Below are 20,441 nucleotides of genomic sequence, written 5' to 3' on the forward strand. Positions count from 1 at the left end.
TTGATGCGGTCACGTACGCGCCCATCACGAGTCGTATCGTGCATCAATTCGAGGGCTTCTTTTTGGGCATCTGTCAGAGTAATTGTCATGGGCGCGATCTTGATCTGATACGAATGAAAAATCAAGTATCTTCAATTACGATGGGTATAGATGAAAACTATAAAATTTCCGGGTTAAATATTTATGTATAGAAAATATTGAATATTGAATAAGCCATCCATTAGAATAACTTATTTAAAATTGGAAATAGGGAGGTAAAATTCAATATTCAAAAAATGGATTTTGAGTTTGAAAACTGTCAGTGAATGACGATATTAATTGTTTTTTCTCAGTAAATTCAATTATAAAACAACTCATAGCAAGACGCCAATTTTGGATTAGCATTATCCATTTTTTAGCGGCGGCCTGAATCGCCAGCCAAATCCGGACTGAAGCGATAAAATTATCATTCAGCCCATATTAAGAAAGTGTGAGGTTGAGCACAGGTAAGAATGGCGTTTTGTTGCCAGTGGTTAAATTATCAACGCCGTAAACGCTCCAAACACTGCTACAGGATATTAACGACGGGCGCTTTTTGGTCGGAAAGCGGCGACTACCGTTTCATCAGTTTCCACATAAGGGCCATCCAACAGTTGGATGCAGTAAGGGACACTAGCAAAAATCCCTGACACCAGCACTTTGCCGCTGTCATCTTTCAGGCCTTCCAACGTTTCCGCAATAGCTTTCGGTTGACCGGGCAGGTTGAGGATCAACGCTTGATGACGAATAACGCCTACTTGACGGGATAAAATCGCGGTTGGCACAAATTGAAGGCTGATCTGGCGCATTTGTTCACCAAAGCCGGGCATTACACGATCTGCAATTGCCAGTGTTGCATCTGGAGTCACATCGCGGCGCGCTGGCCCGGTTCCCCCCGTTGTCAGTACCAAATGGCAGCCCCGCTCATCGACTAATTCACACAGGGTTTGTTCAATCAGGATTTGCTCATCAGGGATCAGACGCGTTTCGACGCTAAAAGGCGTGGTAATCGCTTTTTCCAACCATATTTCCAATGCAGGGAGGCCCTTGTCCTGATAGACACCGTTTGAAGCACGATCAGAAACAGACACGAGGCCAATGCGCAGTACATTCATACGAACCTCAATTAACAGAAAAAATAGAGAGAAAATATCGCTCATGGTGAAGTGAAAAAATAAAAGGCGACCTCATTATGTCGCCTTTGTGGAAGATAAAATAGCGTATCGCTTAAGATTACAGCAGATCAGCGATCATGCTCTCAAGCTTGCCCTGATCTACGGCAAATTTACGAATACCTTCCGCCAGTTTTTCGGTCGCCATCGCATCTTGATGGTGTTCCCAGTAGAACTCAGCTTCTGTCAATCGAGCTGGACGCGCTTTGATTTCGCCTTCATAACCCAGTTTGCACTCAACTTCACCTGCTGTTTCAGACAATTCTTTCAGCAGCGCAGGAGAGATAGTCAGACGGTCACAGCCAGCCAGTTCTAGGATTTCGCCGGAATTACGGAAACTTGCGCCCATAACCACCGTGTTATAACCATGTTCTTTGTAGTACTGGTAAATTTCAGCAACAGAGATCACCCCCGGATCTTCATGTGGTGCGAATTCTTTCTTATCGCCATTCGCTTTGTACCAGTCAAGGATCCGGCCAACAAACGGAGAAATCAGGTAGACACCCGCTTCCGCACAAGCGCGCGCCTGAGCAAAAGAGAACAGCAGGGTCAGGTTACAGTTGATACCTTCTTTTTCCAGTTGCTCCGCCGCACGGATACCCTGCCATGTAGAAGCCAGTTTGATCAGAATGCGATCATTGCTGATACCCGCTTCGTTATACAGTTTGATCAAACGTTTTGCTTTCGCTACGCTGGCTTCGGTGTCATAAGAAAGACGGGCATCAACTTCGGTGGAAATGCGGCCAGGGATCAGTTTCAGAATTTCCAGACCAATATTGACTGCCAATTTGTCGCCAGCATCAATAATCTGCTGCTCACGAGAATCGCTCTGACCACGCGCCCATTCAATGGCTTCATTAATCAGTTGGCGGTATTCAGGGATTTGAGCTGCGTTCAAAATCAAGGAAGGGTTGGTAGTTGCATCTTGCGGCTGATACAGTTTCATCGCCGCGATATCCCCAGTATCTGCTACGACTGTTGTCAGTTTACGCAGGGAAGTCAGTTTATCGGTCATGTTTAATATCTCATCGTTATACGTAAAATATTGGCACTGTTGCCTCGCCATCCGGTGATAATAACATGGTCAAGCAGCTGCTGTAAGGTAGGAAAATCTTATCGCTGTTATTCGCCCTTTTCAGTTTGTTTTTGCTAAAGTTGAGAAAGCCTGCATTATGGGGAAAACGATTCGAAACAAAATCATATCGGAACAAAATCATGCTTATTACTATTTCACCTGCAAAAACACTCGATTATGAAAGTCCACTCGCAACAGAGAAATATAGTCAGCCTGCATTGCTGGAGGAATCCAAGCAATTGATCGATGTCTGCCGAACCTTAACGCCAGCGCAAATCGGCAGTTTGATGGGTATCAGTGATAAGCTGGCCGGCCTGAATGCGGCTCGTTTTGGTGAATGGCAACCGAATTTCACCCCGGAAAATGCCCGTCAGGCGATCCTCGCCTTTAAAGGTGATGTCTATACCGGTATGCAGGCAGAAACCTTCTCAGACGCCGATTTTGGCTTTGCCCAAACGCACTTGCGGATGTTATCCGGCCTGTATGGCGTATTACGCCCTCTCGATCTCATGCGGCCGTATCGGCTGGAAATGGGTATCAGGCTGGAGAACCCGCGTGGCAAGGATTTGTATAAGTTCTGGGGAGATCTCATCACTGAAAATCTGAATGCTGCGCTGGAACAGCAAGGTGATGATGTGTTGGTCAATCTGGCTTCAGATGAATATTTCAAGTCGGTGAATACTAAAAAGCTAGCGGCTCAAATTATCAAACCAATTTTTCTGGATGAAAAAAATGGCAAGTATAAAGTGATCAGCTTCTATGCCAAGAAAGCGCGTGGGCTGATGAGCCGCTTTATCATTCAGAATCAACTGACTGATCCTGCCCGGCTGGTGGAATTCAATCTGGAAGGGTACGCCTTCGATGAATCGCTCTCCAAAGGCAGTGAGCGGGTATTTAAACGCCCTGAACAGCATTGATTGATGTCACTCCACCCGCCATTCAGGTGGAGTGACAGATACGGCGTTATTTCGGCGCTCTTTCCATTAAGAATTCGCGCAAACTCGCAAAGTCAGCAGGCAGAAAGTGGGATAACAGGGCTAAATCCGTACGCTCTGCCAATTCCTGTGGCAATGGCAGCGGCTGGCCGAGGATCACTTCAACACTTTCTTTGAATTTGGCCGGGTGAGCCGTTCCCAAGAACAGGCCATATTCTCCTGCCTGTAATTGATCACGCAGTACACGATAGGCAACAGCGGCATGGGGTTCGGAAATATAGCCTTTGGCAGCCAGTTCTTGCATTGTGGCCTGAGTGGTGCTGTCATCCACCACACCATTGGCTAATTCACTGAGTGACCAGCCTTTGCGCTGGAACAATTCTTCAATGCGCGGCCAGTTATTTGGCTGGCTGACATCCATTGCATTCGAAAGAGTCGCAACGGTCTGATGTGGCTGCCATGCGCCTTCAGACAGATAACGGGGAACGGTGTCATTGACATTCGTCGCAGCAATAAAACGTTTTACTGGCAGTCCCAGCGATTTCGCCAGCAACCCCGCTGTCAAGTTACCGAAGTTGCCACTTGGCACGGAAATCACCAACTGTTCACGTTTTTCTGCTGGGATCTGGGCAACAGCTTCAAAGTAGTAGCAGATTTGCGCCAATAAGCGACTGATATTAATTGAGTTGGCAGAGTTGAGATACAGTGCACGTTTCAGTTCTTCATCATCAAAAGCCTGCTTTACCAACGCCTGACAAGCATCAAAATCGCCCTTGATAGCGACAGTGTGGATATTCCCCCCCAGTGTGCAGAACAGTTTTTCCTGCAATGGGCTGATTTTCCCTTCTGGATAGAGGATCACCACCTGTACGTTGTCCAAGCCATAGAAGGCATGAGCAACCGCCGCCCCGGTATCACCGGAAGTCGCAGTCAAAATAGTAACCGGCTGTTCTCCCGCGATTTGTGCGAGGATTTGTGCCATGAAACGACCACCAAAATCTTTGAAAGCCAGTGTCGGTCCATGATACAGCTCCAGCGAAGCGATATCGTCTTCGACGCCTGTCACCGGGGCAGGAAAGGCAAAGGCATTTTTGACACGAGCCACCAATTGTTCTGCGGGAATTTCATCACCAATAAAGGCAGAGAGAATTCGCTGGCTACGGCTGACAAAATCCAGTTTCAATAATTCGTCGATTTCGTCACGACTGAATTCAGGTAAGTCCTGCGGAAAAAACAGCCCCTGCTGTCTGCCCAATCCCTGTTTGACCGCCTGTGAAAAGCTGACCTGTTCGCTACTGTCTTTTAAATTATATAGTTTCATCGTTACCCTACCTGTCGTGCGCCTGCGAGATCCAGACGGCAAATATGCACAAAACCTTCATCATTCTGTACGTAATGTTGTTGCAGCCACTGTGCGACTTCTTTCGCTACAGCCATGTCATCGCAGATCGCAAATAATGTCGGCCCAGAACCCGAAATACTGCACACCAGAGCACCCAGTTTCTTTACTCCATCACGCGCGTTGGCAAATCCGGGTAAAAGTTGTGTGCGATAAGGTTCAGCAACAACATCTTTCATCAATTTAGCCGCTAGTTCGGATTGCTGGGTATGGCAGGCGTGAATAAATCCCGCAAAATAACGGCCGTGATTAATCATATCCCCACGGGAGTAGTTTGCCGGCAGAATGGCACGGGCTTCTGATGTCGAAACTTTGATGCCGGGGTAAGCCATCACCCACAACCAATCATCAAAAATAGGAACAGACTGACAAACGGCATTTTCCTGCGCAAGGAGCAGTTGCAATCCCCCTAAGTAGCACGGCGCGACATTATCATAGTGCACACCGCCGGAAACACGCCCCTCTAACTCGCCCATCATGTCCAGCAATTGGTTGCTGTCAAATGGACAGCCAGCATACTCATTCAATGCCACCAGAGCAGCAACTACCGAACAAGCACTGGAACCCAGCCCTGAACCAATCGGCATGTTTTTTTCCAGTGTCATGGCAACAGGCAGCTTTTTTCCCAGACGCTGGCAAAAAAGCTGCCAGCATTGGTAAACAATGTTGTGTTTGGGATCAGCAGGCAATTTGCCAGCAAACCGCCCTTCATTACTTAAACTGAAACGTTCAGCTTCACAGACAGAGACGCAATCTCCAAGCAACGAGCCATCAACAGGAGAAACCGCTGCGCCGAGCACATCAAACCCAACGCCAACGTTCCCGATAGAGGCGGGTGCATAAATCCTGACCACCATTAAACCCCCAATTTCCATGACAGAGTACGTAATATATCAGCAAAAACCCCGGCGGCTGTGACATCATTCCCAGCACCGTAGCCACGTAGCACCAGCGGAATGGGTTGATAATAACGGGTATAGAAAGCCAGTGCGTTTTCGCCATTTTTGACCTTATAAAGCGGATCGTTGCCATCAACTGCGGCAATTTTCACCCTACAACGGCCTTGTTCAATGATGCCAACATAACGCAGAACTTTCCCCTGTTCTGCGGCATCAGCAACACGATGAGTGAATTCTTGATCCAGTTGTGGCAAACGTTGCAGGAAGCTACCAACATCACCGCTGGCATCAAACGCGGCCGGCAAGACTGGCTCTACGTGAATATTTTCCAATTCCAGTTCATAGCCAGATTCACGAGCCAGGATCAATAGTTTGCGAGCAACATCCATACCGGAGAGATCATCCCGTGGATCAGGTTCGGTAAAGCCCTTTTCTTTTGCCAGCAGAGTCGCTTGTGAAAGCGTCATGCCTTCATCCAACATGCCGAAGATATAAGATAACGAACCGGACAGAATGCCGTTGAACTGCACCAGTTCATCCCCCGCATTGAGCAGATTCTGCAAGTTTTCGATAACCGGTAATCCTGCGCCTACGTTGGTGTCATACAGGAATTTCCGCTTCGATTTTTCGGCTGCCTGACGAATTTGACGATAGTAGGCCATTGACAGCGTATTGGCCTTTTTATTCGGTGTCACGATATTAAAACCATCGCCTAAAAAGCTGGCATACTGCTCCGCAATCGACTGATTCGAAGTACAATCCACAATGACCGGATTCAGGAGATGATATTCTTTTTCAAGACGGATAAGGCGACTCAAACTGAAAGGCTCGGTCGCTTCTGACAGCGACTGTTGCCAATTATCCAGACCGATGCCCTGCATATCCGTCAACATCGCCCGCGAATTGGCAATGCCACACACTCGCAGATCAATGTGTTTTTGTTTGAGCCATGACTGCTGACGGCGGATCTGTTCAATCAATGCACTACCCACCCCTCCCACACCCACCACGAAGACTTCAACCACTTGAGCGGTGTTGAACAACATTTGGTGACAGAGCCTAACCGCGGTGGTAGCGGTATCATTGCCAATCACAGCCGAAATGGAACGTTCAGATGATCCCTGTGCAATGGCGATGATGTTAATATTCGCGCGGGTCAGTGCGGAGAAGAACCGGGCAGAGATACCTCGCTGAGTGCGCATTCCATCCCCAACCACAGAGATGATGGCAAGGTTATCGATCACATCAATGGGATCGAGTACACCATCTTTCAGCTCCAGATAGAATTCTTCGGTCAGCGCCTTCTGTGCTTTTGTCAGCTCTTTTTGCGGCACACAGAAACTAATGCTGTACTCCGATGAAGACTGCGTGATCAACACAACAGAAATACCTTTGCGAGACATGACGGAAAACACCCGCGCCGCCATCCCGACCATACCTTTCATGCCAGGGCCTGAGACGTTGATCATCGCCATATTGTTCAGGTTGGTGATGCCCTTGACAGGCAGATTTTCGTCTTTCTGCCCTTCTCCGATAAAGGTGCCCGGCGCATCGGGATTCGCCGTGTTTTTAATCAGGCAAGGGATCTGAAATTGGGCAATAGGCGCAATTGTCCGCGGATGAAGAACTTTGGCACCGAAATAAGAAAGCTCCATCGCTTCCTGATATGACAAGCTTTTTAGCAGACGCGCATCGGGTACAGCCCTTGGATCACAAGTATAAACGCCATCTACGTCAGTCCAGATTTCGCAGCAGTCCGCTCGTAGACACGCAGCCAGCACTGCCGCTGAGTAGTCGGAACCATTGCGCCCCAGTACCACCAATTCACCGTTATCGTTACCCGCAGTAAAACCCGCCATCAGAATGATATGCTCAGCCGGGATGTTCAGCGCAGCAATGCGTTTGGACGATTCGTGAATATCAACGGTAGATTCAAGATAATGCCCGTGAGAAAGTAGGTTTTTGACCGGATCAATGACTGTCACTTTATGACCGCGCGCTTGTAAAACCGCTCCCATAATGGCAATGGACAGTTTTTCACCGCAACAAATCAGAGCAGCATTAATGCTGTCTGGACACTGCTTCAATAGCGAAATTCCATGCAAGGTCTGTTTCAGGTAGGCAAGTTCACGTTCCACAATGCCTTTCAGGTATTCATAATCGAAATTCGGCTGATGTTCTTTTAAGCCCGACAGCAAATCAGCAAAGATTTGGGACACATCGCTCATGTTGGAAACAATATCCTGCCCTGCCACCGTTTTGTCTATCATCGCCACCAAGTGGTTCGTGATTTTTGCGGGTGCAGAAAGAACCAGAGCCACTTGCCCAAGGGATAGTTCACTTTCGGCGATATCAGCAACACTCAGTATACGCTGGTAATTTGCAACTGAGGTGCCCCCAAATTTCAGTACTCGCATTAGCATTTCTCTCCTGATTTATGTCCAAAAAAAAGCCCGTATCTTGTGGGATACGGGCTTTTTATTATTTTATGTGTACGCGTCAGCCCGCCCCGTAACTCATAGTTCCGGTGGTAATCGTCGTAGTGGTTTCTGTAGTAACCTTATTTTTCGGGCTGATATGGCGCATGATTTCCTGTCTGTCTTTTAATTCGTTTGACCCCCTATTGGTTAAAGCAAACTGTAGCCGAAGTCAAATATTTTTGTCATGAAAGCATAAAAAAATGCCATTTTCCGTATTGTAATCATTCAGAATATAGCGAAACTATTACGTCATTATCTGGCCGATAATATCGTTTTATAGAATTTAATGTTATGAAAAACATATTTTGTAATTATTTTGTCTTTATGATAAAAACACGCTCATCTTGACATTAGGGCGTTACTGTTAATCTATCTAAACGTTCTGGCAACACCACAGAGTTAACAATATTCTCTCAATTTAATAACATATGACCGAGTTTAAAATTAACAATTACAACGAATGTTAACGTGCTACAATTGATTTTGATATGTATCAACAAAAGTTAGCTTTTTTAGAGGGCAAGTGCATTACTAGCTGTTATATTGCTGTTAATAGACTAATATAGTCCCCTGTTTAAACCCGCTTTTTCGGGTATGTATCCTCAAAAAAGCGATGCTGGCTTCTGGCATAAAATATATCAACAACGTCTATTTTGGACATGAGCTGCGTTTTCTGTAATTCAGAACAAGATCAGCATATTTTCTTTTAATAATAACAGCTTGCGTCATACAGATTCTGTTTTTTTTAGCGATTTTAGGTAGCAACCATGCAAACCCCGCACATTTTGATTGTTGAAGACGAAATTGTCACACGCAATACCCTGAAAAGCATTTTTGAAGCTGAAGGGTATGTCGTTTATGAAGCCACTGATGGCTCAGAAATGCACAACATTCTGTCAGATAACGATATCAACTTAGTGATTATGGATATCAATCTGCCAGGTAAAAATGGGTTACTTCTTGCCCGTGAATTACGTGAGCAGGCAAATGTCGCCCTGATGTTTTTAACAGGGCGTGACAATGAGGTGGATAAGATCCTTGGGCTTGAAATTGGCGCTGATGATTACATCACCAAGCCATTTAACCCACGAGAATTAACCATCCGTGCACGGAATCTGCTTTCCCGGACTATGAACCTGAGTCATTCAGGTGAAGAGCGCCGTCAGGTTGAAAGCTATAAGTTCAATGAATGGGAATTAGATATCAACAGCCGCTCTCTGGTAAGCCCAATGGGAGATCAGTACAAACTGCCACGCAGCGAATTCCGTGCGATGCTCCACTTCTGTGAGAATCCGGGGAAAATCCAAACTCGTGCAGAACTACTGAAAAAAATGACAGGGCGCGAACTGAAACCTCATGATCGCACCGTTGATGTCACTATCCGTCGTATTCGTAAACACTTCGAATCCACACCAGATACTCCAGAAATCATCGCCACCATTCATGGTGAAGGCTATCGTTTCTGTGGCGATTTAGAAGACTAATCGATACCACCTAAACTACCGCATTTGTAAAAAAGCCCTGAATGTCCTTCGACATCAGGGCTTTTGTTTAATGAGTAACTCACTCTTTCCACGGCATAATCGGCACAGCACTGATCGCATTTTTAGGCGACCCGTCGATGACTTTATCAGAATAGGTTAAATAAATCAGAGAACTACGTTCAGGGTCGTAGAAACGAACCACTTGAAGTTTTTTAAACACCAAAGATGTACGTTTTTGGAAGACAACCTGCCCTTTTTTGGGGGATGTCTTGATTTTGTCGCTCAATTCAATCGGCCCGACCTGCTGGCAGGATATAGCGGCATCAGAAGTATCTTCTGCCAACCCCAATCCACCTTTGATCCCACCTGTCTTAGCCCTGCTCAGATAGCAGGTGACATTTTTGACATCAGGATCATCAAAAGCTTCTATCACTATTTTGTTATCAGGGCCGAATAGTTTGAACACGGTATCGACAGAACCGATCTCCTCAGCATGCAAGATCACAGGAGAAAAGATCAAGGCAGCCGCTATCACTATTTTCTTGATTGTTACCATATTTAGTCCATTTGAATTAAATAAATGCAGTGAAAATATTCACTATTCACATATAATGTGAATCAATATCTTTCATGAAATCATTTTCACTACTAATGTATTTATGACGAAAAATCGTGACATTATAGCTGAATAGGCATTCTAAACGAGTAAAAAATGGTCTTCAAATCCATTTCTACTGGTTAACCCACTTTTTGAATTGCACTTAAAAGTACGCCTATTTTGAGAAAATTTTTATCAACCTGTTTTATGTTCAACATCCACCGACCTATGTATGTTGGCGGGTGGAAATGGTTGTGAAAATGAACATAGTGATACCTATTGTTAATGAATTTAACAAGATAACTCTTGACAAATTATCGGTTAAGCTATTAATTTATTCCAAGAAAATTCTTGTTTAATTTAATGAGAAGGTTTTTCCGTAAAAGTAGATATCACATGCTCAGGCTTACACAAAACAAAATTAATCATTCATAGCATCTAGAATTAACAACTTTTACCCGTGAGAATAGGAATAATTTCTGCTCTCCGACCATCAAGAGGCATCACAAGCTATGTTTTTTACCTTTTGGGGATGGTAGGTGTTAATTCTCGACCAAACTGCATAACAGTTGCATTCAGAAAAACGTTTTGGTTTTTCAAAATAGTAAGTTGTTGTACATTTGTATGATTTTCTTTTTGTCTTAATGACTTAGGGAGAAGTATGGATCAAACCAACATCATTCGAGATTTGCTGCATTGGATGGATAATAACCTAGATCGTCCACTATCCCTCGATAACGTTGCAGCAAAAGCAGGTTACTCCAAGTGGCACTTACAGCGCATGTTCAAGGATGTCACAGGTCAGGCTATTGGTTCTTATATCCGAGCAAGACGGTTATCCAAAGCCGCAGTTGCATTGCGTTTAACTAGTCGCCCTATTCTGGACATTGCATTGCAATATCGTTTTGATTCTCAACAAACGTTTACTCGGGCCTTCAAAAAACAGTTCAACCGAACGCCTGCTTCCTACCGCCGAAGTGAAGAGTGGTGTGCTACGGGTATTTGCCCACCCATTATGTTGGATAACAAACCGTTGCCAGCACACAAATATGTCACGCTGGAAGATCAGCTGCTTATCGGTACTGAGCATACTTGTTCTTATACTCTGGAGCAGTGGTCAAGTGCCTGCACAGAGATGCGTCACGGTTTCTGGGTGAACTATCTGCAACATGCTAAAACACTTCCCCCCAGGCTGTATGGATTGCACCATTCCGATCTCAGCGCAGAGCATGAAGATGAGCAGACTGTTTTCTATACCACAGCAATAGAGCCAGAATATGCCACATTTGATACGCAAGACAACAGGCCTGTTGTTCTACCTGGCGGTGACTATATTTCATTCAGTTATTTTGGGGGCAAAGAACAATTAAAAGAGTTCCTCTTTACAGTTTATGGTATCTGCTTGCCTAAATTAAATATCACTCGCAGGAAGGGATACGATGTCGAGCGATACTACCTTACTAATCTTGAATGGAAAAACCTTGAGGATGAGTCTCAAAGCCACGTTGTGGAATTTGAGTACCTCATCCCAATTGAACGTTAGCCCTGTAATTCATCCAATGCGGGCATATCCAGATGTGTGATATCGCCTGCAGTTTCAACAATCCAGCCCGAAGCCAGCCACGGGCTATCTTGATAATCCACTCTTGAGATAGAGCAGTTTCTTAGCCGCAGGCGGCGCTCCGAGTTGGCAGGAAGCCCCAAGATAGAGCTGACCAAACAGACTAATGCCATACCGTGACTCACTAACAACGGGCGGCTGCCTGCTGGCAGGCCAAGGCAACTTTCCAGTGCTGCCCGCATACGAGCTGACAATTCATTCATTGATTCACCTTCTGGGATCTTCCCATTTGGTGTACCATCGACAAGACTTTTACGCCAGGATTCTTCTTCAGGAGTCAGGGAATTCAGTTCACGATTTTCCAGAACACCCATGTTTAACTCCCGCAAACGGGGTTCCAGCAGCACTTCACACCCACAGGCTTTCGCGATGATTTCTGCGGTTTGACGTGTTCGACCAAGGTCACTGGTGATAACATGTGTGATGTTTTGTGATTTTACTCTCTGTGCTACCAAGCGTGCCTGACGCAGGCCAATTTCAGTCAAGGGACTGTCAGTTTGCCCCTGAATACGGCGAGCCACGTTCCATTCGGTTTCGCCATGGCGAACAAGATAGACCTGTAACATATTCTTTTTCCGTTATACTGCATCTGAAATAGTTCAAAGGATAATTTATTTATTATGTACCACGTTATTGCTGCAACAACTAACCCTGCAAAAATAAAAGCGATTAGCCTTGCATTCGATGATGTTTTTGGCCCCGGCACTTACCGCATAGAAGATGTCAACGTAGATAGCAGCGTCCCCCAACAACCCATTGGCAATACTGAAACCCGTACCGGCGCCCGTCACCGTGTGATGGCTGCCCGTCAGGTTCGGCCAGAAGCCGATTTTTGGGTTGGAGTCGAAGCTGGAATTGAAGATGACATGACGTTTGCCTGGATGGTTATCGAATACAAGCAGATTCGGGGTGAGTCGCGCTCTGCCAGTCTGATGCTGCCTGAAAAAGTATTGGAAGGCATTCGTGAAGGACGCGAGCTTGGCCATGAAATGGCTTATTTGACCGGCGTCGATAATATCAAGCAAGAAGGTGGCGCAATCGGCTTTTTTACCAATGGTATTCTGACCCGCACCAGCGTTTATCATCAGGCCCTGATATTGGCTCTCGTTCCTATTCATCATGAAATTTACAAAGAGTTGAATAACCAACCTTAACGGCCTGGCCGTCAGGGGTCATAACAAAATGACCCCGCTTTGGTTATTTTAATCGTTATTATCTTTTAATAATTGTGCTTCCAACCATGCTTTGACAGGGGCAGGCGCTGCTTTTAAGCTGTTAGAACCACGAGTAATTGTCGCTATACCCACATTGAGCTCATTTTTCAACTCACGCTGGCTCATCTGCCCACGCATCAATTCCTGAATAATCCGAATCCGAGTTGACAGAGCCGTGCGCTCATCGGGAGTCAATAATAGCTGCAAAATAGGATGTTGCAAATTTTGTTCAAATGCTGACTGTAACAATCCCACAAAAGTGAGCCAGTCATCGCTATCTTCCGGGGTGAGTGCCGGATCAATCAAGTGATTTGGTATCATAATAAACGGCCATACTATTTAACTAGTACGGCAGCATACCATAGTTATATCTAAAATTAATAACGCCTTTGCCATTCTGCGTTAGTCAACGCATTTGAATGTATTCCCATAAAAATATGATAGTACATATCATAAGCCAGTACGTTTTTGACATAATCGCGTGTTTCCCCGAAAGGAATGCTCTCAATAAAAGCTATCGCGTCAATACGATCAGCACTATTCGCCAGCCAGCGATCAACATTTCTGGGGCCAGCATTATAGGCTGCACTGGCAAGAACGCGGTTATTGCCAAAACGCTGGTAAACCAAGTCCAGATAAGCTGTACCCACTTTGATGTTCATAGCTGGCTCCATTAATTGACTGCTGCTGGAATAACCCTGAATCTTCTGCTCCTTCACGGTATGCTCGGCGGTTTTTGGCATGATTTGCATCAATCCGCTGGCTCCCTTCCCAGAACGAGCCTGGGGATTCCATGCACTTTCCCGTCGGGCAATCGCCATCGCATAACTTTGTGAAATATTTTTATCGGCAGTAAAATTCGCAAATTCCTTCTGCCATGCCAGAGGAAAACGCTCCTCAAGATGATCCCACATATTACCTGTAATGGTGGCCTGTACACTGAGTGCCGGCCAATGCTGTTCAAGAGCGTAACGTGCCAACTGTTGCTGCTTTAACGGACTTTGTGAAGAAACAAAGTTATTCCACTCTGAGTTCGCCAGATTATCCATATGCCAGTATATCAACTCATGGATACGCTTTATTTCCCGCATTTTTGCAATCGAATCATCTGGTTTTTCTGCTCTATCAATCATCAATGGATAAGTGATATTTAATTTCTGCGCAGCCACCATTGAATAAAAGCCACGCTTTTCCCTAAGGTTGTGCAATATTGCTTCACCCTCTGCTTGCTTACCTTCATTAAGCAAGACAATGGCACTCCAGTATTTCCACTCCTCTTTTTTTCGCAGAATACTTTTGGGAAGCAACGACAACCACTGTACCAGCCCTTTTTCATCGCCATCTTGCAGTGTCAAACGGACGCGTCGCTCAAGCAGATTGGTAGATTGCGAATCTCGTATGACGTCATCCCGCCATTTCGCCTGCGCTGGAGTGACATTGCTCATCAAATTCCATGCCACTGCATCTTTTAACAATTGATGCTCGGAGTCATTCATTTTCTGCGCCCGAACAATGGCCGGAATACTGTGTCTAGCAACTTCTGCGTCTTTACGGGCAAAACGAGAAAAAGTCGTCATGATAACGGAGCGGGTAAAATCCGTTGATGTGGACGTTTGGGCAAAATGCTCAATGAAGGCAGGATCACTTTGCAATTTCAGTAAATTTTCACTCAAGCTCCGATAGCTCAAAGGCAAGCGCTTAATAAGATAATTAACCAATTGAGTGTTATTTGATTTAATCGCCAATTCCATACGCTGCAAAATTAAATTTGCAGATAAGTACCCAGCCTGTTCCCAGACATCAAACAGCTTATCGCAACTGCCGGGCAATGTGTTGCCACTCAACCACAGTTCTTGGGCACCTTTCCATGCTACCTGCTGATTTCCAGTAGCCCATTTAGCAAAATAATAATTGCAGCGCGTCATAGCAGCCCTTGGTGCATTTGGAGTGAATGCCAAAATACCAGACCAGTCTCCATTGCTTGCCAGCGAATTGATATATTTGGATGTCAGAGAACGCGCCGGTGGTAAAGTCGGGTAAGTATCAATAAAGTGGCGGATTTGCTGAGGCGTGGCAATATCCAAATCTTGAGTTAACTGGCGATATTCGAGATAAGGATATAGGGGATAATCTTTCAGCGTTGGCATCAATCGTTCAACTTCCGCCATATTTTTCGCCTCCCACGCCAGCTTTACCGTTTGATATCGCTCACGTTGGGCGTCCAAAGAATCCGCATGTGCTGCCCCAGCAACAAAAACCAGACCCACAGCCATCATAAAATGCCGCCATTTATTCATTGCTACATGCTCCTCCAAAGGACTAAACGGATAACCACCAATACAAAAATGCTATTCAATTATAATCATATTATTGACATGATTGATTACAACAGTGAATTCATAACGATAAGATTTTTATAAAAGTATCGTTTAGAAGAACACACACAATCTCATTTGTATTCCTCCCCACAGTGAATACAATCGTCAGACAGGAACGAGGCCCGCACAAATGATTTTTACCGTTTGCGGTAATTGGATGCTTGAACTAATGCTGATCAGGTAGCAACACGATACGTAAAATTTAGGGTAAAATGCCCCATCCAGACCCCATAAACGCAAACGAATTTCAAAATTCCCTTATTAATAAAAAGGTAAATTACATTGGCTCAATATGTTTATAGTATGCATCGGGTTGGCAAAATTGTTCCCCCTAAAAGGCATATTCTGAAAAATATTTCTCTGAGTTTTTTCCCTGGAGCAAAAATTGGTGTTCTCGGTCTCAATGGTGCGGGTAAATCAACCTTACTGCGCATCATGGCGGGTATCGATAAAGATATTGAAGGAGAAGCTCGTCCACAACCCGGCATTAAAATTGGTTATCTGCCGCAGGAACCCAAGCTCAACCTTGAACATACCGTTCGCGAAGCCGTGGAAGAAGCAGTCGGCGAAGTCAAAAATGCGCTGACGCGTCTTGATGAAGTCTATGCTGCTTACGCCGATCCTGATGCAGATTTTGACAAGCTGGCAAAAGAGCAAGGTCAACTGGAAGCGATTATCCAATCCCATGACGGGCATAATCTGGATAACCAACTGGAGCGAGCGGCTGATGCCCTGCGCCTGCCTGCCTGGGATGCCAAGATTGAACATCTGTCAGGGGGTGAACGTCGCCGAGTCGCGATTTGCCGCTTGCTGCTGGAAAAACCAGACATGCTGCTGCTCGACGAGCCCACCAACCACCTTGATGCCGAATCTGTCGCATGGCTGGAGCGCTTCCTGCACGATTATGAAGGCACCGTCGTTGCGATTACCCATGACCGTTACTTCCTCGATAACGTTGCTGGCTGGATTTTGGAACTTGACCGTGGCGAAGGCATTCCATGGGAAGGCAACTACTCTTCATGGCTGGAACAAAAAGACGCACGTCTGGCACAAGAAGCCTCCTCAGAAGCTGCCCGCCGCAAATCCATTGAAAAAGAACTTGAATGGATACGCCAAAATCCGAAAGGACGTCAGGCAAAAGGTAAAGCGCGTCTGGCTCGCTTTGAAGAACTCAATAACGTTGATTACCAGAAACGTAATGAAACCAGTGAATTATTTATCCCACCAGGCCCACGTCTGGGTGATAAAGTGCTGGAAGTGACCAACCTGACCAAATCTTATGGCGATCGGGTTTTAATCGACAACCTGAACTTCTCTCTGCCAAAAGGGGCGATTGTTGGGATCATCGGCCCGAACGGTGCAGGTAAATCAACCCTGTTCCGTATGCTGTCCGGTCAAGAGCAACCTGATTCTGGTACAGTCTCTCTGGGTGAAACCGTTACGCTGGCTTCCGTTGAACAGTTCCGCGATAGCATGGATGATAAGAAAACCGTTTGGGAAGAAGTTTCCGGTGGTCAGGACATCATGCGGATCGGTAACTTTGAAATTCCAAGCCGTGCCTATGTTGGACGCTTTAACTTCAAGGGCGTAGATCAAGGCAAACGTGTCGGTGAATTGTCTGGTGGTGAACGTGGCCGTCTGCATTTAGCCAAACTGCTGCAAGTTGGCGGCAACATGCTGCTACTTGACGAACCCACCAATGATCTGGATATCGAAACTCTGCGAGCGCTGGAAAACGCCCTGTTGGAATTCCCGGGCTGTGCGATGGTTATTTCCCATGACCGTTGGTTCCTTGACCGTATTGCGACACACATTATTGATTATCAAGATGAAGGTAACGTCGCTTTCTTTGAAGGAAACTTCAGCGAATACGAAGATTATAAAAAGCGGACAATGGGGGCTGCTGCACTGGAGCCACACCGCATTAAATATAAAAAAATCAGTAAATAAACCTGATAGCGAAAACGGCCTGATATTAGGCCGTTTTTCCGAGTTGACTTATCCCCTTCATCTTTCAAATTGCTGCTTTGTTGGCTGCAACTTGAAGTTTATTGGGATATAACGACTACACCATCACTCTTTTTTCTTGAAAGGATTCATAAGTCTTAACAACCTTCCCTCTTTCTAACGTAATCATGCTATCAGCGTATTGAACCAGGCGGTTATCTTGAGAAGCAATCACAACCGTACCTTTTTGTTCGTGCGCAATAAATTTAAAGATATCGACGAACATCTGAAACTCCTTATGGCCCAAGTTACGCGTCGGATCATCGGCAAATAGATATTCAGGTCTTCTGACTATTGCTCTTGCCATCGCAGCCAGCTGTTTTTCATTTTCAGATAGCTCGCCAGGGTAATAACGGCTCTTATGACCCAATTTGACAATATCCAATGATTTCTGCGCGATTTTTGTCGCTTGCTCACTAGAAAGTGTTAATCCATAAGAAGTTGATAATAACAAGTTATCTAAGAGCGTCAGTTTATTGGATAAATTAAAGTCATGAAAAATAAACCCACTACTTTCATAATGAAACTTTCCCAATTCGATATCATTCATTAGTTTCAACTTGTTATTATTAATTAATACATCTCCTTGATCTGGTTGTAACATACCCGATGCAATCGATAGCAATGTGCTATTGGTCGATGCTTTCGGTCCTGTTATCAAAGTAATTTCACCTGGTATAATAGAAAATGTGATATCTGAAATCATTTCATGATTAACTGAATTATCAGTCAAACCATATGAAATATTGATAACCTCAATCGATTTAAATTGATTTAAGTTCATATTCTCAACACAATTAGGTTAAAAGATTAAAGCTTTTTCCTTAACATATGCTGCCTAGATTCATTTGTGATACTACTAATATCCATTAGATATTGTACAAATAAAAATAGTTTATATGTGAAACATCCTGATAAGGATATACTCATATTATGTCAATTATTATTTACAATGAGCATATAATAAATAAGATATTTCCTAATCTTAGAATAAAAATTTAACAATATTAATTATGCCTAAGGAAATACAATCCAAATAAAAATAGCATAAATTTTTCTATTTTTATTCCATTTAGATAATAAGGAAAAAATCATCATGGTTACTTCCGTAGTTTAATATTTTCTTTACATTATCTCCATTTTTGGTAAAACACCTAATATATCTGTGGGTTTGTTAATAACTAATAAATTTTATATAAATAAGTCAATAGGTCTGTTCATTAAATGATTTATTTCTCTACAATTCAAGTCAAAACGATAGAATTCAAGCATCAAAAAATATTATTATCACAATTTATTTTATTACTATTGTAAAAATAACCACAAGAAACATTTAATTAAAGTTAGTTAAGAATAAAAAACAATAATGCTAAGAATCACTGTAGAAAATAGATTATCATGAATTAATTATGATAATAATATAAATTAAAACTATTTTTATATATAAAAGTTAGTTACGCCATTAACATGTGTTGAACTAATTCAATACAGCGCAGAAAACGTTGATCATAGTCCGCTGAGTTGACACAAACATAATCGACGTTATTTTTCTTCAACAAACTCTCAAGTAACTGCTGAAACTCTTTACGTTCCCGTTCACTACCTAAACTTCTCAGCCCATCAGCCACCCACGGGGTGTTGTTTTCTAACAGAATAACCAGATCAAATCGATATTCATCAATCATCGCCTGTACAAAGGGATGCTCTTTTCCTTCATAACGCTTGCAAAATGCCTGTGTCGTCACGAAATCAGTGTCAATAAAAGCAACTTTATTGGCATATTTGACTGAAAAATCAATATATTGTGCATGTCCCAATGCAATTTTATCGTAATCTGAGTATTGCAGAGCCATTTCATCCCCTCCCAAGTGGGAGAACACGTACTCTCGCCCATATTCCCATACGCTGGTTGTGTTAAACATATTGGCTAACTTGTTTACCAGTGTGGATTTACCACTCGACTCACCACCCAGAATTGCCACGGTGCGCACAAAAAATGGCTTCACTTCTGTTGGAATATATTCCCAATAGCGAAAAGGTGCCTGCCGTATCTGGCTGCCGCTGATATTCATGAATGAACGTTGTGGATCAATAAGGATAGTTTCAATATCGAAATATTCTTTATAACATGCTACATCCTGCGCTTCACTGGAATAGATATATTCAGGATTGATGCTCTTCTCTGCCATGAATGCCTTCACTCCCCGGCTCCATACTTCCCAGCCATTCGGATAAGGCTCCATGCCATGTTCATCAAAAACGTGGATGTGGATATTTTTTTGATATTTGAATGTTTGTAAAAGCCATCTCAGGCGGTCACTGACTGTGGGTTGCTGAGACATAGAACTATTGATGAACAATTCACGATCCCGCAATTCGTCATAACAGAGGACGACGTGCAATTCATCGACCTGACTGGATGCCCGCTGGATCAAATAAATATGCCCAGTATGCAACGGGTAAAATTTACCAAACACCACACCGACGGTTTTCTTTTCCATGGGATACGCTAATCCTAAATATTGATGAATAGATGCCAGTTTCTGCGCACTCGGACTCTTTATTTTGCCGTTAATAAGTTGGCTCAAATAGCCTTTTGTCATTCCACAGGCATCAGCCACTTGCTGCAATGTGTAACTCGCCTGTTTAATAGCTTCTTTCAAGTAGTCAAATTGCCCCATAAAACCCCCTATGTTTAGTATACTAAACAAAATAACACGCTTGTTGTGAAAGGTAAAAACAAAATTGGTTGTTTATTAGTATTTTGGGATAAAATCTTGTTATCCCAACCATTAAAAGTATTTAAAATTAAATAATTTAAGATATTCATAAAATAAAACAAACAAATATTAAATTATTAGTTTAAGCGAAAAGTTAATTAAAGAACTCATTATTGAATGCAATAAGTGAAATTTTGCTGAACCACAATGAAATTTATGCCGTTATTTTCTGAATTAAATCCCACTGTAATTTCACAGGGTATTTATTATAGATAAATAACTTAATTCGGTAAAAGTAGGAAAATTTGAGCAGTATAACGTCCCACTAGCTGATTTTTTATTTAGATTAAATGAATAAAAATATCACTCAAAATTTCGCATATTTATTTGAGTCGGATGTAAAAACTGAATTTCCTAAAAACCAAGATATTAGAAAAAAAT

General features: G+C 43.8%; 16 protein-coding genes and 1 other annotated feature. Of the genes, 5 read left to right on the top strand and 11 right to left on the bottom strand.

Annotated elements, in window-relative coordinates; all coding sequences use genetic code 11:
• Nucleotides 1–557: 557 nt before the first annotated feature.
• Together mog and tal are read right to left on the bottom strand one after the other, a co-directional pair.
• Nucleotides 558–1,133 (bottom strand): molybdopterin adenylyltransferase, encoded by a 576-nt coding sequence (gene mog / locus NXS07_RS07380; RefSeq protein WP_258086469.1) that lies wholly within the window; start codon nucleotides 1,131–1,133, stop codon nucleotides 558–560.
• A 118-nt stretch (nucleotides 1,134–1,251) separates the two neighbouring features.
• Complete coding sequence (tal, locus tag NXS07_RS07385) at nucleotides 1,252–2,205, bottom strand: transaldolase (protein ID WP_012989850.1); 954 nt, start codon at nucleotides 2,203–2,205, stop codon at nucleotides 1,252–1,254.
• Between the two features lie 200 nt (nucleotides 2,206–2,405).
• On the opposite strand from tal, the gene yaaA reads away from it, so the two are divergent.
• Nucleotides 2,406–3,182 carry a peroxide stress protein YaaA gene (gene yaaA / locus NXS07_RS07390; protein WP_038225028.1) on the top strand — a complete coding sequence of 259 codons (777 nt, stop codon included), beginning with the start codon at nucleotides 2,406–2,408 and terminating at the stop codon, nucleotides 3,180–3,182.
• A gap of 46 nt (nucleotides 3,183–3,228) precedes the next feature.
• Here yaaA and thrC read toward each other — a convergent pair whose 3' ends face one another.
• The 3 genes from thrC to thrA are packed head-to-tail and all read right to left on the bottom strand — an operon-like array spanning nucleotide 3,229 to nucleotide 7,915.
• Nucleotides 3,229–4,521: a threonine synthase gene (gene thrC, locus NXS07_RS07395; RefSeq protein ID WP_038225027.1), complete on the bottom strand. Its 1,293-nt coding sequence runs from the start codon at nucleotides 4,519–4,521 to the stop codon at nucleotides 3,229–3,231.
• A 2-nt stretch (nucleotides 4,522–4,523) separates the two neighbouring features.
• Nucleotides 4,524–5,453, bottom strand: a complete 930-nt coding sequence (thrB, locus tag NXS07_RS07400; RefSeq protein ID WP_491631060.1) for a homoserine kinase — start codon at nucleotides 5,451–5,453, stop codon at nucleotides 4,524–4,526.
• Nucleotides 5,454–5,455: 2 nt separating this feature from the next.
• Nucleotides 5,456–7,915: a bifunctional aspartate kinase/homoserine dehydrogenase I gene (gene thrA, locus NXS07_RS07405; RefSeq protein WP_258086470.1), complete on the bottom strand. Its 2,460-nt coding sequence runs from the start codon at nucleotides 7,913–7,915 to the stop codon at nucleotides 5,456–5,458.
• A 25-nt stretch (nucleotides 7,916–7,940) separates the two neighbouring features.
• Nucleotides 7,941–8,060, bottom strand: a sequence feature (Thr leader region).
• A gap of 685 nt (nucleotides 8,061–8,745) precedes the next feature.
• Between thrA and arcA the strand changes: the two genes are divergently transcribed.
• Nucleotides 8,746–9,462: a two-component system response regulator ArcA gene (arcA, locus tag NXS07_RS07410; RefSeq protein WP_038184006.1), complete on the top strand. Its 717-nt coding sequence runs from the start codon at nucleotides 8,746–8,748 to the stop codon at nucleotides 9,460–9,462.
• 79 nt (nucleotides 9,463–9,541) lie between these two features.
• On the opposite strand, the gene creA is transcribed toward arcA, so the two are convergent.
• Entirely contained in the window at nucleotides 9,542–10,018 is a 477-nt protein-coding gene (gene creA / locus NXS07_RS07415) for a protein CreA (RefSeq protein WP_080717559.1), read from the bottom strand.
• Nucleotides 10,019–10,721: 703 nt separating this feature from the next.
• On the opposite strand from creA, the gene robA reads away from it, so the two are divergent.
• Nucleotides 10,722–11,603 (top strand): MDR efflux pump AcrAB transcriptional activator RobA, encoded by an 882-nt coding sequence (gene robA, locus NXS07_RS07420; RefSeq protein WP_038205150.1) that lies wholly within the window; start codon nucleotides 10,722–10,724, stop codon nucleotides 11,601–11,603.
• On the opposite strand, the gene gpmB is transcribed toward robA, so the two are convergent.
• Entirely contained in the window at nucleotides 11,600–12,247 is a 648-nt protein-coding gene (gene gpmB, locus NXS07_RS07425; RefSeq protein WP_038184013.1) for a 2,3-diphosphoglycerate-dependent phosphoglycerate mutase GpmB, read from the bottom strand. The genes robA and gpmB overlap by 4 nt on opposite strands.
• 54 nt (nucleotides 12,248–12,301) lie before the next feature.
• On the opposite strand from gpmB, the gene yjjX reads away from it, so the two are divergent.
• Nucleotides 12,302–12,835: an inosine/xanthosine triphosphatase gene (gene yjjX, locus NXS07_RS07430; protein WP_038197975.1), complete on the top strand. Its 534-nt coding sequence runs from the start codon at nucleotides 12,302–12,304 to the stop codon at nucleotides 12,833–12,835.
• 48 nt (nucleotides 12,836–12,883) lie between these two features.
• On the opposite strand, the gene trpR is transcribed toward yjjX, so the two are convergent.
• Together trpR and sltY are read right to left on the bottom strand one after the other, a co-directional pair.
• Nucleotides 12,884–13,216, bottom strand: coding sequence for a trp operon repressor (gene trpR / locus NXS07_RS07435; RefSeq protein ID WP_038197976.1), 333 nt, complete (start codon nucleotides 13,214–13,216; stop codon nucleotides 12,884–12,886).
• A gap of 56 nt (nucleotides 13,217–13,272) precedes the next feature.
• Complete coding sequence (gene sltY / locus NXS07_RS07440) at nucleotides 13,273–15,192, bottom strand: murein transglycosylase (RefSeq protein ID WP_258086471.1); 1,920 nt, start codon at nucleotides 15,190–15,192, stop codon at nucleotides 13,273–13,275.
• A gap of 363 nt (nucleotides 15,193–15,555) precedes the next feature.
• On the opposite strand from sltY, the gene ettA reads away from it, so the two are divergent.
• Complete coding sequence (ettA, locus tag NXS07_RS07445; protein WP_038197980.1) at nucleotides 15,556–17,223, top strand: energy-dependent translational throttle protein EttA; 1,668 nt, start codon at nucleotides 15,556–15,558, stop codon at nucleotides 17,221–17,223.
• Between the two features lie 115 nt (nucleotides 17,224–17,338).
• Here ettA and NXS07_RS07450 read toward each other — a convergent pair whose 3' ends face one another.
• Both NXS07_RS07450 and nadR read right to left on the bottom strand, forming a co-directional pair.
• The gene (locus NXS07_RS07450; RefSeq protein ID WP_038205156.1) at nucleotides 17,339–18,064 is read right to left on the bottom strand and encodes an ATP-binding cassette domain-containing protein; all 726 of its coding nucleotides are present in this window, start codon (nucleotides 18,062–18,064) and stop codon (nucleotides 17,339–17,341) included.
• Nucleotides 18,065–18,734: 670 nt separating this feature from the next.
• Nucleotides 18,735–19,961, bottom strand: coding sequence for a multifunctional transcriptional regulator/nicotinamide-nucleotide adenylyltransferase/ribosylnicotinamide kinase NadR (gene nadR / locus NXS07_RS07455; RefSeq protein WP_038218627.1), 1,227 nt, complete (start codon nucleotides 19,959–19,961; stop codon nucleotides 18,735–18,737).
• Nucleotides 19,962–20,441 lie beyond the last annotated feature (480 nt).

Source organism: Xenorhabdus bovienii (assembly GCF_024721015.1).
Taxonomy (GTDB): domain Bacteria; phylum Pseudomonadota; class Gammaproteobacteria; order Enterobacterales; family Enterobacteriaceae; genus Xenorhabdus; species Xenorhabdus bovienii.

Excerpts from the sequence above, each read along its gene's own strand:
- thrA (WP_258086470.1), bottom strand. The coding sequence starts at position 7,915 with ATGCGAGTACTGAAATTTGGGGGCACCTCAGTTGCAAATTACCAGCGT.
- robA (WP_038205150.1), top strand. The coding sequence starts at position 10,722 with ATGGATCAAACCAACATCATTCGAGATTTGCTGCATTGGATGGATAAT.
- nadR (WP_038218627.1), bottom strand. The coding sequence starts at position 19,961 with ATGGGGCAATTTGACTACTTGAAAGAAGCTATTAAACAGGCGAGTTAC.
- sltY (WP_258086471.1), bottom strand. The coding sequence starts at position 15,192 with ATGAATAAATGGCGGCATTTTATGATGGCTGTGGGTCTGGTTTTTGTT.
- trpR (WP_038197976.1), bottom strand. The coding sequence starts at position 13,216 with ATGATACCAAATCACTTGATTGATCCGGCACTCACCCCGGAAGATAGC.
- yjjX (WP_038197975.1), top strand. The coding sequence starts at position 12,302 with ATGTACCACGTTATTGCTGCAACAACTAACCCTGCAAAAATAAAAGCG.
- gpmB (WP_038184013.1), bottom strand. The coding sequence starts at position 12,247 with ATGTTACAGGTCTATCTTGTTCGCCATGGCGAAACCGAATGGAACGTG.
- arcA (WP_038184006.1), top strand. The coding sequence starts at position 8,746 with ATGCAAACCCCGCACATTTTGATTGTTGAAGACGAAATTGTCACACGC.
- thrC (WP_038225027.1), bottom strand. The coding sequence starts at position 4,521 with ATGAAACTATATAATTTAAAAGACAGTAGCGAACAGGTCAGCTTTTCA.
- tal (WP_012989850.1), bottom strand. The coding sequence starts at position 2,205 with ATGACCGATAAACTGACTTCCCTGCGTAAACTGACAACAGTCGTAGCA.
- creA (WP_080717559.1), bottom strand. The coding sequence starts at position 10,018 with ATGGTAACAATCAAGAAAATAGTGATAGCGGCTGCCTTGATCTTTTCT.
- mog (WP_258086469.1), bottom strand. The coding sequence starts at position 1,133 with ATGAATGTACTGCGCATTGGCCTCGTGTCTGTTTCTGATCGTGCTTCA.
- yaaA (WP_038225028.1), top strand. The coding sequence starts at position 2,406 with ATGCTTATTACTATTTCACCTGCAAAAACACTCGATTATGAAAGTCCA.
- NXS07_RS07450 (WP_038205156.1), bottom strand. The coding sequence starts at position 18,064 with ATGAACTTAAATCAATTTAAATCGATTGAGGTTATCAATATTTCATAT.